At 48.4% G+C, this 13,975-nt stretch carries 9 protein-coding genes; 5 read left to right on the top strand and 4 right to left on the bottom strand.

Going from position 1 to position 13,975, the window contains the following annotated elements; all coding sequences use genetic code 11:
* Position 1: 1 nt before the first annotated feature.
* On the bottom strand, positions 2–814 hold the full coding sequence (locus OEY64_02265; protein ID MDH5541767.1) for a DUF432 domain-containing protein: 813 nt from the start codon (positions 812–814) through the stop codon (positions 2–4).
* Positions 815–962: 148 nt separating this feature from the next.
* Complete coding sequence (locus tag OEY64_02260; protein MDH5541766.1) at positions 963–2,717, bottom strand: acetylpolyamine amidohydrolase; 1,755 nt, start codon at positions 2,715–2,717, stop codon at positions 963–965.
* A 217-nt stretch (positions 2,718–2,934) separates the two neighbouring features.
* Here OEY64_02260 and OEY64_02255 point away from each other — a divergent pair, with 217 nt between their 5' ends.
* The 3 genes from OEY64_02255 to OEY64_02245 all read left to right on the top strand — a co-directional run bounded on the left by OEY64_02255 (position 2,935) and on the right by OEY64_02245 (position 7,522).
* A complete protein-coding gene (locus tag OEY64_02255; GenBank protein MDH5541765.1) occupies positions 2,935–5,904 on the top strand; it encodes a proline dehydrogenase family protein in 2,970 nt (989 codons plus the stop codon).
* A gap of 80 nt (positions 5,905–5,984) precedes the next feature.
* Positions 5,985–6,719, top strand: a complete 735-nt coding sequence (locus OEY64_02250) for a protein kinase (protein MDH5541764.1) — start codon at positions 5,985–5,987, stop codon at positions 6,717–6,719.
* Positions 6,720–6,739: 20 nt separating this feature from the next.
* Positions 6,740–7,522, top strand: a complete 783-nt coding sequence (locus OEY64_02245; GenBank protein MDH5541763.1) for a protein phosphatase 2C domain-containing protein — start codon at positions 6,740–6,742, stop codon at positions 7,520–7,522.
* Between the two features lie 87 nt (positions 7,523–7,609).
* Here OEY64_02245 and OEY64_02240 read toward each other — a convergent pair whose 3' ends face one another.
* Both OEY64_02240 and OEY64_02235 read right to left on the bottom strand, forming a co-directional pair.
* On the bottom strand, positions 7,610–9,409 hold the full coding sequence (locus tag OEY64_02240; GenBank protein ID MDH5541762.1) for a long-chain fatty acid--CoA ligase: 1,800 nt from the start codon (positions 9,407–9,409) through the stop codon (positions 7,610–7,612).
* Positions 9,410–9,495: 86 nt separating this feature from the next.
* Positions 9,496–10,926 (bottom strand): 1-acyl-sn-glycerol-3-phosphate acyltransferase, encoded by a 1,431-nt coding sequence (locus OEY64_02235; GenBank protein ID MDH5541761.1) that lies wholly within the window; start codon positions 10,924–10,926, stop codon positions 9,496–9,498.
* 192 nt (positions 10,927–11,118) lie between these two features.
* Here OEY64_02235 and OEY64_02230 point away from each other — a divergent pair, with 192 nt between their 5' ends.
* Positions 11,119–13,101 carry a heterodisulfide reductase-related iron-sulfur binding cluster gene (locus tag OEY64_02230; protein MDH5541760.1) on the top strand — a complete coding sequence of 661 codons (1,983 nt, stop codon included), beginning with the start codon at positions 11,119–11,121 and terminating at the stop codon, positions 13,099–13,101.
* Positions 13,102–13,191: 90 nt separating this feature from the next.
* Positions 13,192–13,968, top strand: coding sequence for an electron transfer flavoprotein subunit beta/FixA family protein (locus OEY64_02225; protein MDH5541759.1), 777 nt, complete (start codon positions 13,192–13,194; stop codon positions 13,966–13,968).
* Positions 13,969–13,975: the final 7 nt, after the last annotated feature.

Genomic DNA, 13,975 nt, shown 5'->3' with positions numbered 1-13,975 from the left:
TCTAGCTGAAGATCGCGGAAATGGCCCGCGTCATCGCCCCTTCCTGCAGATCTTTCCTGGGTTTTTCAAGAATTATCGATTTCCCGGCGAATGACGGGAATTTCTCTTCTATCTTTACGTTTACAGTTTCATCGCTCTTAAGCATCTCGACCTTTACCGGGGATGTCCATAACTGCTTCTTCTCGTTTGTGAAAATGGAGAGATTGGTTACCGGCATACTGATCTTTTTAAGGTGTATTGTTTCCTGCGACTGGTTATGAATGGTTACGGGCGTTATGGCGCGATTGGTTTTGAAATCGATATCATCAAGCCTCAGACAGCAGGATGTTTTGTTTGCATAGCAGAGCTCACCCTGCTGCGATGATGGTCCAAACCAGGTATCGGAAAGTTTTTGCGTCCACGTCTCTATCAATGTGACGGGGGGATGCCCTACTTCGAAACGTACCCAAACCGGGAGACTTATGAATATGGTGATCGACTGTTTTGGCGGTACCTTGAACGGGGAGACCGGACTGCTGACAATCGGTCTGGGAGGGATCATCGGTCTGATCCGAACCGTTTCGGTCGTCCGCGCAAATGCCTTTCGCTCAATTTCCGCTCCAAGGGGGAGCGTATCGGCATCGGCGAATTCGCATTGAATGCTGTTTTTCTCCTCCTCCATGTTCATAAGGCTGTGAACAGCCTGCCATTCGTTTTCATACCGCTGAAGGTATACCGAAAGCGATCCGATGGATATCTGCTTCAGCTGATTTAGCGGAATGCGATATTCACCCCACCATGAGGAGTTTTGATTGCTGTCACTGCTGAAGGCCACCAACTTCTTTTCCCAATCTCCCTGCTGTTCACTTTATGCAATAGCAATTTTGAAAACAATAAATCCCCTCTTCCGAACGGATTGATAATGTGATTGTATCAAATTCCGTTTACCGCGGCATTACGGTTAAGATTCAATCGTCTGCTTGCTAGACTTCCTTATAACCTTCATGCAGTCCCGTGAAAAAGTTCCTTGCATTGATACCGATGGTTTTTGTTTTGTACCCCCCTTCCTGCACTATCAGAGTTCTGATCCCCAATTTACCGATTACTCTGCCGTTTAAATAAAAATCGCGGCTGGTGAGATTCCATGAGCCGGTTGGATCCCCCTTGGCTGTATCGAAACCGAGGCAGACTATCAGGAACATCGGCTGGAACTTTTGAATTCTGTTCAAAGCGTCTTTCAGTGTACGGCGGTACTCCTCCGCGTTGATATTCTCTCCCAATGCGAAGTTGAGATTGAATCCTTTGCCCGGCCCCTCCCCTTTTTCCGATGCAAACCCGGAGAAATATGGGTAGGCGTGATTGGGGTGACCGTGAATAGAGACGGTCAGGACGTCGTTTTGGTCGAAAAATATCTGCTGTTGGCCATTTCCATGATGGTAATCGATATCGAGGATGGCGATCTTCCCGTACCTGCTCAGGTACCTCGCCGCTATTGCCGCGTTATTGAAGTAGCAGAAACCTCCGAACAATTTTCTTTCCGCGTGATGTCCGGGGGGTCTCACCAGGGCGTATGACAAAACTTCTCCCCGCAATAGATAGTCTGCCGCCGTAAGCGTGCAGTTGACCCCTCTTTTGGCCGCAGTATACGCGTTACGGTTGATAGGGGTGAAGGTATCTATGCAGTAGTACCCTGCCCTAACGGAAAGTTCCTTCGGCGGTCGGGTTGCGTTTCGAATCGGGAATACATACGGGTATACCGATTTTTTTTCCGGCAGGGATGCGCATACCTTTTTGATGTATTCCACAAACCCGGCTTCATGAACATATTTAATATGCTTTTCGGGAAAATCTTTCGGCGGCACCCTTTTGAACAGCCCTGTTTTCGATATTTCATCTAGTATATTCGATATCCTCACCGGAGATTCGACGTAGCCGCGCTCCTTGATATGATGGATATCGTGCTTGTCGTTCACTACAAGCATTATCGGCTCTCTTATGGTCTGGCCTATCTTCCTGGAGCTGTCTTCGCTTGCGGACTTTTTATTGTAACGGGGTTCACGCAGTTTGACCGGATCGTCCTTGAATGAGTTAACTACTGTTTCGATATATCCAGCAGGGCAGACCTTGCCGTATTTTCTTTCTAGAATTGCCTTAACCGCCGCCTTTGCGTAATCCTTCCTAAGAACCTTTCCAGGCATCAACCCGTCATATACCAGGAAAGGCATGCATGTATCGCCCGGTTTAAGCGGTAGCTGGTATTGGGTGTTGGCAATCGGGAGCGCTCCATATCTTTCGTAAAAGCGGAGCCGTGATACATTTTCCTTGTAAATCCCTTCTGGTTTCGGGCACTCTTGCTCGGAATCGGGAAGACATTCGTAGAAAAGTCCTTTCGCCTGGAAATCGCGAGCCTCATCCCTCACATATTCGTAAAGGGCGCCCCCTACCCCGCGGCTTGAAACACCTTTTGCGGTAGCAAGAAAATCGAGGTAGCAGAAATTGAGATCGGGATCGTGCATCAGTATTGCCGCGCCGATTACCTGCGCCTTCTGAGGCCTCTCCGCTACATAGAGGATCGTTCTAAATTTCTGCTTGAACGGGTTCATAAGCTTTTTGGACAATCCATCTACGTCCGATACTTCGAGAGCGGCAAACCGGTTCAGTATTATTTCCTCGGCCTGCCGTATCGCCTCCTGGTTAACTGGGAGGACCGCATCGTAGATCCTTCGAATTGAAAACATTTCTAATATCTCGCTTTTATATGGGACGTTTCTAAACAGACGCAAGAACAGGGGGCAAGTTGTAAACCGTGCCCGTCAAAATAGATTATATAATTCTTTGCATTCTTTGCGCAGGGAAAGTCATCGAGTCCCATGTTCAACCCATAAACTTGAAAAACCGAATATAATAGACCTGAGTCCTATAATAGAGCTGGTGGTAGCTATGGGAGAAAGAATCTTGGAGAATATTTCTGACCTGGAAGCTGAAATCCAAAACATTGGAACCGAGTTCTATGACCGGTTGGAGGGGGGCGTGCCGGGTCTCTTCGATAAATCATTCTGGCAAGGGAGACTCTTCGACTGGGCGATGAACGAGCCCGATTTCAAGGTAGACCTCCTGAGGTTCATTGATGTCCTTCCGGCGCTGAACAGTTCTGATAAAATCTCGAAGCATATCGACGAATATTTCCTGAAGAAAGGGCGCGAGTTTTCAGGGATTCTTGATTTTGCCATGAAGGCGGCCTCCTCCCCTCTCACTTCCGGTATCGGCTCGATTGCCATAAAAAAAGGGATCCTCGAATTTGCCGAAAGATTTATTATCGGAAAAGATCCAGAGAGCGCCCTGAAGGTAATGGGTAAACTTTACAAGGATGGTCTTGCGTGTACGGCAGATCTCCTTGGAGAAGCCACGGTAAGCCAGGTTGAGGCTGAAATTTATAAGGCCCGCTATCTTGAATTGATTGAAAAGCTCTCCGCCAGTGTGGGAAAATGGTCGGAGAACAGCTTGTTATCACGCAATTCGTCCGGTTCGATACCTGTCGCGAACATATCGCTGAAAATTTCGGCGCTTGATTCCCAGCTTGAAAGCGCCGACCTTGCCGGCAGCGTTTCCAGGTTAAAGGAGATGGCTCTCCCCATTTTTCTAAAAGCGAGGGAGAAAAACGTATTTGTAAACATTGACCTCGAGCAGTGGGAGTATCATGACATTACCTATACTCTTCTCGAGGAGATACTTGCTCATCCCGATATGAAGGGGTGGCCTCACATCGGTATTGTGGTGCAGGCATACCTGAAGGCCGCCGAAGCTGATGTTGAGAGGCTTTTCACCCTTGCTCGTGTAAGAGGTACGCCGCTCACGGTAAGGCTTGTTAAAGGCGCTTATTGGGATTACGAAGTAGTCCATGCCAGACAACTAGGATATAAGGTTCCTGTATTTACTGAAAAGGGCGCAACGGACGCAAACTATGAACGCCTGACCGAAAAATTATTGGAATTTCCCGATCTTATCTCCACGGCATTCGCAAGCCACAACCACCGCACGCTCCTTCACGCCATGGCATATGCCAAAAGTAAGAACCTGCCGGAAGATGCCTATGAAGTTCAGATGATCTATGGTATGGCCGAACCGGAGCAGAAGGCTTTGCGGAAAATGGGGAAAAGGATTCGGCTATACGCCCCCATAGGGGAGATGTTGCCGGGGATCGGGTATCTTGTACGGCGCATACTCGAAAACACCTCAAATGCCGGGTTCCTTCGCATGAGTTATCACGAGAAAATGGATCGGGAAAAACTCCTGGCAAGACCCATCCCCTCCTCCTCTACCGGGAAAACCGAAAAAATGTCTCCCGAATTCACAAACGCCTCTCTCACTGATTTTACAATCAGGGACAAACGAGAAGAGTTTGCGTCGTGGATGAAGGAGACCCTCCAGCATCTCCCTATAAAAGTTCCGGTAGTGGTTAACGGAAAGAACAGACTCGACGGAGAATCATTTTTCCATTTTTCACCCGCAGATTATGAAACTGCCGTTACAGAAGTTGTGATTCCAAACATCGAGGAGGTTGAGAAGGCGGCGAACACGGCGATGGCTTCATGGGCGCCATGGCGAGATTCCGATATTGAAGAGCGCGCAACACTCCTTGAGAAGCTCGCCGACAGGCTGGATGAAGATCGAGCGGAGATATCGGCGCTTGAGGTATACGAGGTTGGGAAGCCGTGGCGCGAGGCGGATGCGGACGTCGCCGAAGCGATAGATTTTTGCCGTTACTACGCGATGATGGCGAGAAAGGAACTGGCTCCAAGAAAACAGGGGAACATGGCCGGCGAGATAAACGAACTCATCTACGAAGGGCGCGGCCCAACGCTGGTTGTTGCCCCTTGGAACTTTCCGGTTGCGATACTCTGCGGGATGACCGTTGCACCGCTTGTTGCTGGGAATAGCGTGATCATGAAACCGTCGGGCAAATCATGCGCAACAGCTTACGCGCTATACACAAGAATGATAGATATAGGCTTCCCTTCCGAGGTGGTGCAGTTCATTCCGGGTGGGGGTGAAACGGTTGGCGACAGCCTCGTCACTCATCCGCTCATTGCGCAGATAGCCTTTACCGGTAGCAAGGAGGTGGGGCTGTCGATACTGGAAAAGGCGTCGAAGGTCTCCGAAGGTCAGCCGACCATAAAAAGGGTCGTATGCGAAATGGGGGGGAAGAACGCTATCATCGTCGATGATGACGCAGATCTTGACGAAGCGGTATCTGGAATCATCAAGAGTGCGTTCGGGTATGCCGGACAGAAATGTTCTGCCTGCTCCCGTGCAATAGTTGTCGGTGAAGATACATACAATGCGCTTTTCAATCGCCTGATAGAAGCATGCAGGAGTTTGCGGATATTGCCGCCATCGGATCCGGGGTGCAAACTCGGTCCTGTAGTTGACGAATCGGCCTATGTCCGTCTTAATGAAGTGATCAGCGATCCGGGCGAAGGGGCCGAACCGCTATACATAGGCGAAAGCAAACTCCTCCCCAAGGGAGGCTATTACATACCCCCTGCCCTCTTCAGGGTTAAAACTGAAAACCACCCCCTAATGCAGAAGGAGCTGTTCGGCCCTGTCGTTGCCATGATGGTGGTAGATGACTTCGAAACCGCGATTGACGTCGCGCTCTCAACCGAGTTCATGCTTACCGGTGGAGTTTTCACGAGGAGCCCGGTAAATACGGAACTGGCAAGAAGCAGGTTCCGCGTGGGGAACCTGTACATAAATCGCGGGATCACTGGGGCGCTGGTGCATCGCCAGCCGTTCGGAGGCTTCGGGATGAGCGGTCTTGGCACAAAAGCGGGGGGGCCTGGGTACCTCTTGAATTTCGTCGAACCGAGGTCGATATCCGAAAACAGCATGCGCCGCGGTTTCACTCCCGACCTCGATATTTAAGCCTGGAGGCACTCCATTTCATAGTGCCGTTTTGCATGTTTTTATAAAGAGATTATGGGACATCTGGTATATTGCGGGTGGTGAAAGTAGAAAAGATTAGTTCCTTTGAATTCAAACCTGGCCGAGTGCTTGCCAAGAAATACAAGGTCGTGCATCGCATAGGTTCGGGATGGGAGGGGGAAGTATATAAACTGCTTGAAATAGAGACCGGGATCGAGCGTGCTGGGAAGTTTTTCTTTCCCCACCGCAACCTGAGAAACAGCACTCTGCGCTATCACGCCAAGAAGCTCCACAAACTAAGGAATTGCGAGATACTTATCCAGTACAACACGCAGGAGACGATTACATTCAAGCGTCAGCAGATTCCAATCCTGATCTCCGAATATGTAGACGGCGTCATGCTCTCCGAATTTTACACGAGTCAGCCGAAAAAACGGCTTGATCCATATCAGGCGCTCCACCTCCTTCTTGCTCTGGCCAAGGGGGTGGAATGTATTCACAGCCTCAAGGAGTTTCACGGCGACATCCATACCGATAATATAATAATCACACGGTACGGCTTGAGTTTCGGAGTGAAGCTGATCGATTTTTTCCACTGGAAAGACGCCACCTCCGAAAATATTCTCGACGATGTGTGTGATCTTTTGCAGGTTTATCATGAATCGATCGGCGGCGTAAAAATCTATTCAAAACTTCCAAAGGAAATTAAACAGGTAGTTTGCGGTTTGAAGCGCTCAATAATTAGGAAAAAATACAAAACTGCGGGACAATTAAGAGTGTACCTGGAAAATTTGAATTTCGACAGTTTGATATAGCTAAAGGCACTACCGCGGAAATGATAATAGTCGAAGCAGAGAAATATAATCTGGACGATCAGGAATTCTGTAGCGGGCGTCTATCCGCATTTTCAGAAAGAGCCCCAGGATACTCCAATCCTAATGAAGACAGTATCGCCATGCTCTGCCTTGGAGACGGCACTGGAGTTCTAGTTGTTGCCGACGGGATGGGAGGCCGGCCATCCGGTGAAAAGGCCGCCCGCATAATCGCTGAAACGTTCAACGAGATCCTTGCAGGGCATAAAGGAGAAGAGGATTTGCGGGGAGCAATACTTGAAGCCATTGAAAAATCCAATGAAAGGATCAAAGAACTTCAGGTAGGAGCCGGTTCAACCGTAGTAGCGGTGGAAATACAGGGGCAGCAGATTCGACCGTATCACGTTGGTGATTCAAGCGTAATTATCGTAGGTCAAAGAGGGAAGCTGAAATATCAGTCAATAGCCCACTCCCCGGTCGGCTACGCGCTTGAGTCGGGAATAATCGCGGGTAGCGAACTGGAAAACCATGATGAAAAACATATTGTCTCGAACATTGTCGGCTCGGATGACATGAGAATAGAAATTGGATCGTTTATTACGCTTGACGCGCGAGATACTGTTTTACTTACAACCGACGGAGTAACCGATAATTTAACTCTCGAAAGGATAATCGAAATTATCCGAAAAGGCGATTTGGAATCGGTGCGGGAAAATCTTTCGGAGCAGGCAAAAATGAATATGGAGAACAGCGACGAAGGATTTCACCCGGATGACATTTCATTCATCCTTTTCAGAGTTAATTGATAAATCCTAAGCATTAACAGCGGCTAACACCCCGTCAGGACGGAAAAAACAGCGCCCCCCACCTATTCCGCCGGGAACCGGTCTCCACTACTCCGCATACATTTTATCGATGATCTCTGCGTACTTTTTATCTATCACCTTTCTTTTTACTTTCAGTGAAGGAGTAAGCTCTCCCCCCTTTTCCGTAAACTCATGGGCCAGAAGAGTAAACTTTTTGACCTGCTCAAACCGCGCGAAGTCCTTCATATGTTCGTCGATCCTCTGCTGGTATAAGGCGACAACCTTTGGGCTCAAGATCAGTTTTGAATTATCATCATTCGCTATCCCCTGGTCGTTGGCAAACCTTTTCAGCTTATCGAAATTCGGGACGATAAGCGCGGCCATGAATTTCCTGTTATTGCCGACTACCGTTATCTGCGCTATATAGTCGTCCCCAACGAGTTTCGATTCCAGTGTAAGAGGAGCGACATTCTTGCCGTTCGACATGACTATGATATCCTTCTTGCGGTCGACGATCGTTACATAACCGTCATCGCTTAATTCGATGATATCGCCAGTATGGAACCAGCCGTCACTGTCGAAAGCCTCCTTGGTCGCCTCGAAATTGTTGAAATAGCCTTTTGATATGCTGGGACCTCGTACGCAAAGCTCGCCATCCTCCTCCATTTTCATTTCCAGGTTGGACAAGACTTTCCCGACTGTCCCCAGCCTGATTCCGTCAGGTGGATTTACAGCGATAACTGGAGAGGTCTCGGTAAGACCGTACCCTTCCACCACCTTGATCCCAATTGAACGGAAAAAATTCGCGACGTCCTTGTTCAAGGCGGCGCCACCGGAAATGAAATACCTTATCTTGCCGCCAAACGCCTCCTGGAGTTTGGAAAAAACGAGTTTGCTTGCCAGCTTGAACTGCAACTGGAGCCAGAGTGAATCCGATTCTTTTCTATCGGGATCGGTCATCCTTACGCCAACGCCAAGAGCCCAGTAGAAAAGTTTCTGACGGACAGCCGGGCCGTTTGCGACCTTATCCTTTATTTTCGCGAGCATTTTTTCAAAAAGCCTGGGAACGCTAATTACCACTGTCGGATGAATCTCTTTTATGTTGTCCGCTATCGTCTCCATGCTTTCGGCGTAGTTGATGGTCGCGCCAACACCTATCAGGCAGTAATAGCCGCAAGTCCGCTCAAAAACATGGGAGAGAGGTAAAAATGAAAGGTGAACATCCGAATTCAGAATGTCTACCGCCTTGTATATCGCTTCCAGATTGGATGTTATGTTGCCGTGTGAAAGCATTACCCCTTTAGGCATCCCTGTGGTGCCGGACGTGTAAATTATTGAGGCAAGATCGTTCGGCGAGGTTTTCTCAACAGCTTCCTTCACTTTGGATTCTGCGCTCGCATCGGCTTCCTTCCCCAGTTTCAGAGCAGAGGCGAAGCTTATGGTTCTGACTGATCCAAAAGCGCCGACCCCTTCGTCGACAGTGATAACAACCTGAACTTCAGGGAGACTTCCGATTATATTCCGAAGCTTGGCAACCTGGTCGTCTCCTCTGATAAGAATGATTTTCGCCCCGGAATCATTCAGTATATGTTTTGCCTGTTCATCTGAAATGGTTCCGTATAGAGGGACATCCGCCGCCCCGATTGAGATGGTGGCAAGATCCGCTATCACCCATTCTGGAGAGTTTCCAAGCATGATTGCCAATCTGTCTCCGTGCCGCAGGCCAAGCAGATGCAGCGATTTTGAAAACGTTAAAACGGTATTATGCAGTTCGCGATAGGTTATCGGTTTCCAAGCACCCGATTCTTTTCTGCAAAGCGCTGGCTTTTCCGGGTATTTCTCGACAACGGAACGGAACATTTTCCCTATAGTCTTCAGTTCGCTCATTTTACCCTCCAGTGTCATTTAAACATGATATATGGTATCGGGCTGAAACCCTCCACTACTTCATTATACTGTTATTTCGGAGTTTATTACTTCGAAAGAAGATGTTCGATGGAATTGGCGTAAAACCGGAGAAGCGGGACCTCTTTTATGTTGGCTCTGTACATCCCCTCTTCCTTTATAACTAGCCGGCGAAGGGTAAGCATGCGCAGTCCGACAGTGATAGCGTACTCCTGATCAGCTCTAGGTATGTATACATGTCCCCCGAGGTTTTCAAGTTTTTCCACCAGCCTTTGAACTGCCACTTTCAACTCAAGTTCGCTGAACTCCTTCCCCTCCTCCATCTCCGTTACGCCATCCTCAAGCAGAACAGTTGCAACCAGCGAGACCGGGAGAACAGGTATAACCTTTCCAACCTCGGACATAAGCTCCTTCCCCAGCCGTTCCACAGCCTCATGTCTGGAGTCATCGTTCATCTTGCGGAAATCAATCCTATGCTTTTTCATGTAGCTCTTCATGGAGATAGGAGTGCCGAAGTTTACCCCTGCGTAGCCGAAACGGTACCAGCGGCGGCGAAGCATCAGGCTGAAATTGTGAAGAATAAATCCGAGAGTGGTTTTGATTGCGAAAAAGAAACTCCTCTTTACTGGCGCCGGTTCAAGTTTCAACAGAAGACTCCTGTCTTCAATAACCCTGTCATAATTGATCCCTACAGGTACAAAAACAATATCTCTCTCCCTGTCTGGATCGAATCCTAGCACCATGTATGAGAGCAGACCCAATTTAATAGGCCGGATCTTTCCATCCCTGCTTAAGCCCCCTTCAGGATACACCGCCTGTACCACCCCCCCCTCGGTCGCCATCTGTACATACCGGGCAAGAACACGCCTGTAAAGATGATTACCGGAATTCCGCCGGATGAAGTACGCTCCCAAAGTGCGTATCAAGGTCTGTAAAGGCCAAATGCGCGCCCACTCCCCTACCGCGTAACTTAAAGCCGCCCGGGTTGCCGCCAGGTAGGCTACCAGGATGTAATCCATGTTGCTCCTGTGATTCATCACAAATACTACGCCCGCGTTCTTATCCACCTTTGAAAGGCCGGTTTCGTCCGAATATCCAAGCCTTACCCTGTAGAGAAGCCTCGCGCACCATCTCGCGATTGCATATCCAGCGCGGAAATAAGCGTATGCATTGAAGGAAGGAACAATTTCCCTGGCGTAGTTTTCCGCTTCCGCCATAGCCTCATCACGGCTGAGTTTATGTTCCGTGGAATGCAACTCGACAGCTTTTAATACTTCAGGGTCATAAAGGAGCCTGTCAATAAGTACCTGACGCTTGGTGGTCTTGAACGGCTGGATTCGGAGCTGTAACCTGGTATTCAATTCGTCGATAACCCTGCTTACGCGCCTGCGGAGGAACCAGCGTACACTAGGTATTAACAGGCTTCCAATAGCGGCCCATGCCGCAAGCACACAAAGGAGTATCAACAGCCAAAAAGGTATCGTAACAGTACTGTTCATCCCCGCCCTCCACAACAATGATGATATGATACCAGAACCTGTCTTTGGCATGATGATTTGAAGATAAGTTTTCCTTTTGACTTTGAACTCCTATTGCTAAACTGAATCTTGTTATCAGGTTTCGACAGACTGAAATAATACCGGTGTAATTCAAAACCAGCAGATTATAATTATCGGACAGAGGGGGCACGGATGACAGATACAAGGGAAATTTACTGGAACGTAGGGAAAAGCGTCCTTCTTCCGATGTATTCCATTGCCGGGATTGCCATCCTGATACTCATAATCGGATTTCTTCTCAGGCTCAAGGTATATAAAAAAGGAAAAGAGCTTGTCCGCACCGATAAGATGATCAGCCGGATCGCCGGCTTTATAAGCGATGCGCTCCTGCAGGCCAAGGTATTGAAGGTATGGTCTTCAGGAGGAATGCATGCCCTGTTCTTTTGGGGGTTTATGCTACTTTTGCTGGGAACTACATTAACCTTTATTCAGGCGGACATTACCGAACCATTTTTTGATATTCGGTTCCTTCATGGGAGCTTCTATAAGATATTCTCCCTCACACTTGATGTGGCAGGATTGATAGCGATTGTGATGCTTGGGGGACTTTTCGTACGGAGATTTATAATCAGGCCGGAAGGTCTTGAGACACGCTTGGGCGATTATGCAATACATCTCCTTCTCTTTACTATTCTCATTACGGGATTTGTCCTGGAAGGGATCAGGATAGCCGCAACGGAATATCAAACTAACATGCCGCTGGCATTTTTCTCACCTGTAGGCCTGGCGGTTTCTCTTCCATTCACAGGTATGGACGCCGCCTCCCTGTCATCAGCACACCGGTATCTTTGGTGGTTTCATTTCTTCGTGGCAATAGGTTTTATAGTATTTATCCCTTTCACGAAGTTGAAGCATATGTTCACTACCTCGACGAACTATATCTTTACCGACAGACGACCCAAGGGGAGTATTGATACATTGGACCTTGAGGATGAAAACGTTGAAAGCTTCGGCGTAGGGACTGTGAAGGACTTTTTCTGGAAGGATATTTTCGACGCCGATGCCTGCACGGAGTGCAAAAGGTGCCAGGATGTATGTCCAGCGTTTAATACCCAAAAACCACTCTCGCCAATGAAGGTGATCACCGGGATACGGGAAACCGCGTTTAATTCTCCAGAAAATCCCCTTGCCAACGCATTATCCAAGGATGCTCTCTGGTCATGCACCACTTGCCGCGCTTGCCAGGAGGTATGTCCCGCCAGCATTGAGCATGTAAACAAGATAATAGGAATGCGGAGAAACCTGGTTCTGATGGATGGTGAATTTCCGGGGCCGGAGGTGAAAACGGCGGTGGAGAATACCGAGGTGAATGGAAATCCTTTCGGTCTTGCGTTTGCCTCGCGCGGGGATTGGGCCGAAGGTTTGGAAGGGTTGACATTGGCGGATGGTAATACCGAAATGGATATACTTTATTTTGCTGGTTGTTACGCCTCCTTTGACAAAAGGAACAGGATGATCGCCAAAAGTTTTATAAAGATATGCCGTTCAGCCGGCATAAAGGTCGGTATCCTTGGTAAGGATGAAAAATGCTGCGGCGAACCTATGCGGAAGATCGGCAATGAATATATTTATCAGATGATGGCTGTCGAAAACATCGAAAAGATAAAAAATTCAGGAACCAAAAGGATCGTCACTACCTGCCCCCACTGCTTCAATACCCTTAACAGGGATTACAGGGATTTGGGTCTTGATATTGAAGTCGAACATCAAGCTACCTTCTTGTCCCGCCTCATAAAAGAAGGGAGAATCAAACTGAAATCAGACCCGTTTGATGTCACTTATCACGATTCCTGTTATATGGGGAGGTACAACGATATTTACGATGAGCCCCGACAGGCTTTGAAAGCGATTGGAGGAACGATAGTCGAGATGGATAAAACCCGTGACAACAGTTTCTGTTGCGGCGGTGGCGGAGGGCGTGTCATGGCGGAAGAGAAGCTGGGGACACGCATAAACGCTGAGCGAATAAGGATGGCAAGTGCCACAAATACTCATGTCCTGGTATCAAATTGCCCTTTTTGCATGACCATGTTCGAGGATGGAGTCAAGGCTGAAGGGCTGGAAGCAACCCTTTGGACAAAGGATCTGTCTGAAATTATCGCTGAAAGGCTCTAAGTCAAATTTTTGCCAACTATTTGATAGACTATAGGTAGAGACCAGTTCCTGTATAGTGGAAATATAAATTGTTAACGTTGGAGGAAGCAGATGAAGGTACTCGTTTGCATTAAACAGGTTCCAGACATGGAATCAAAATTCAAGATAAACGGAGGCGGCACTTGGTTCGATGAAACCGATCTCGCCTACCGAATGAATGAGTATGACGAATTTGCCGTGGAACAAGCGGTTCTGCTCAAGGAAAAGCTCGGGGGCGATACGGACCTAACTGTAGTTTCAATCGGCCCTGAAAGGGTAAAGGAAGCGATCAAGAAAGCTCTTGCGATGGGGTGTGACCGCGGCGTGCATATCAAGGACGATGATTACTTTAAAAAGGATTCGTTCCAGGTAGCTTCCATCCTCCATGAATTTGCAAAGGATAAGGGGTTTGAGATGATCTTTACCGGCATGCAGTCGCAGGACAGGGGTTCTGCGCAGGTCGGCCCCCTTTTGGCTGAGATGCTCGGTATCCCATCGGTAACCACTATCATGGAATTTGCATTTGAAGGGGGGGTGGTTTCCGTTAAGCGGGAGCTTGAAGGTGGTCTAAAGGCAGGGGTGAAGGTTAAACCTCCAGTACTCCTCACATGCCAGCTTGGATTGAATACCCCCAGGTACCCCACCCTTCCAAACATCATGAAAGCAAAAAAGAAGGAGTTGTTAACTTCTGAGGCCGGCACATTGCTGAAGGATAAAGAGCTCGTTACCGCCGAAAAAATGTACTACCCCGAAAAGAAGGGTGGCGGCCTCGTGCTTGAAGGGGACGTAAACGATTTGGCTGATAAACTGATATCAATCCTCGGCGAAAAAACCGCGGTATTGAAATAGGAGTGGA

Source organism: Nitrospinota bacterium (assembly GCA_029881495.1).
GTDB lineage: Bacteria > Nitrospinota_A > UBA7883 > JACRGQ01 > JACRGQ01 > JAOUMJ01.
The sequence above is the reverse complement of the archived record's forward strand: the minus strand, read 5'-3'. Positions and strand labels throughout refer to the sequence as shown.

Excerpts from the sequence above, each read along its gene's own strand:
- OEY64_02230 (MDH5541760.1), top strand. The coding sequence starts at position 11,119 with ATGACAGATACAAGGGAAATTTACTGGAACGTAGGGAAAAGCGTCCTT.
- OEY64_02260 (MDH5541766.1), bottom strand. The coding sequence starts at position 2,717 with ATGTTTTCAATTCGAAGGATCTACGATGCGGTCCTCCCAGTTAACCAG.
- OEY64_02225 (MDH5541759.1), top strand. The coding sequence starts at position 13,192 with ATGAAGGTACTCGTTTGCATTAAACAGGTTCCAGACATGGAATCAAAA.
- OEY64_02240 (MDH5541762.1), bottom strand. The coding sequence starts at position 9,409 with ATGAGCGAACTGAAGACTATAGGGAAAATGTTCCGTTCCGTTGTCGAG.
- OEY64_02235 (MDH5541761.1), bottom strand. The coding sequence starts at position 10,926 with ATGAACAGTACTGTTACGATACCTTTTTGGCTGTTGATACTCCTTTGT.
- OEY64_02245 (MDH5541763.1), top strand. The coding sequence starts at position 6,740 with ATGATAATAGTCGAAGCAGAGAAATATAATCTGGACGATCAGGAATTC.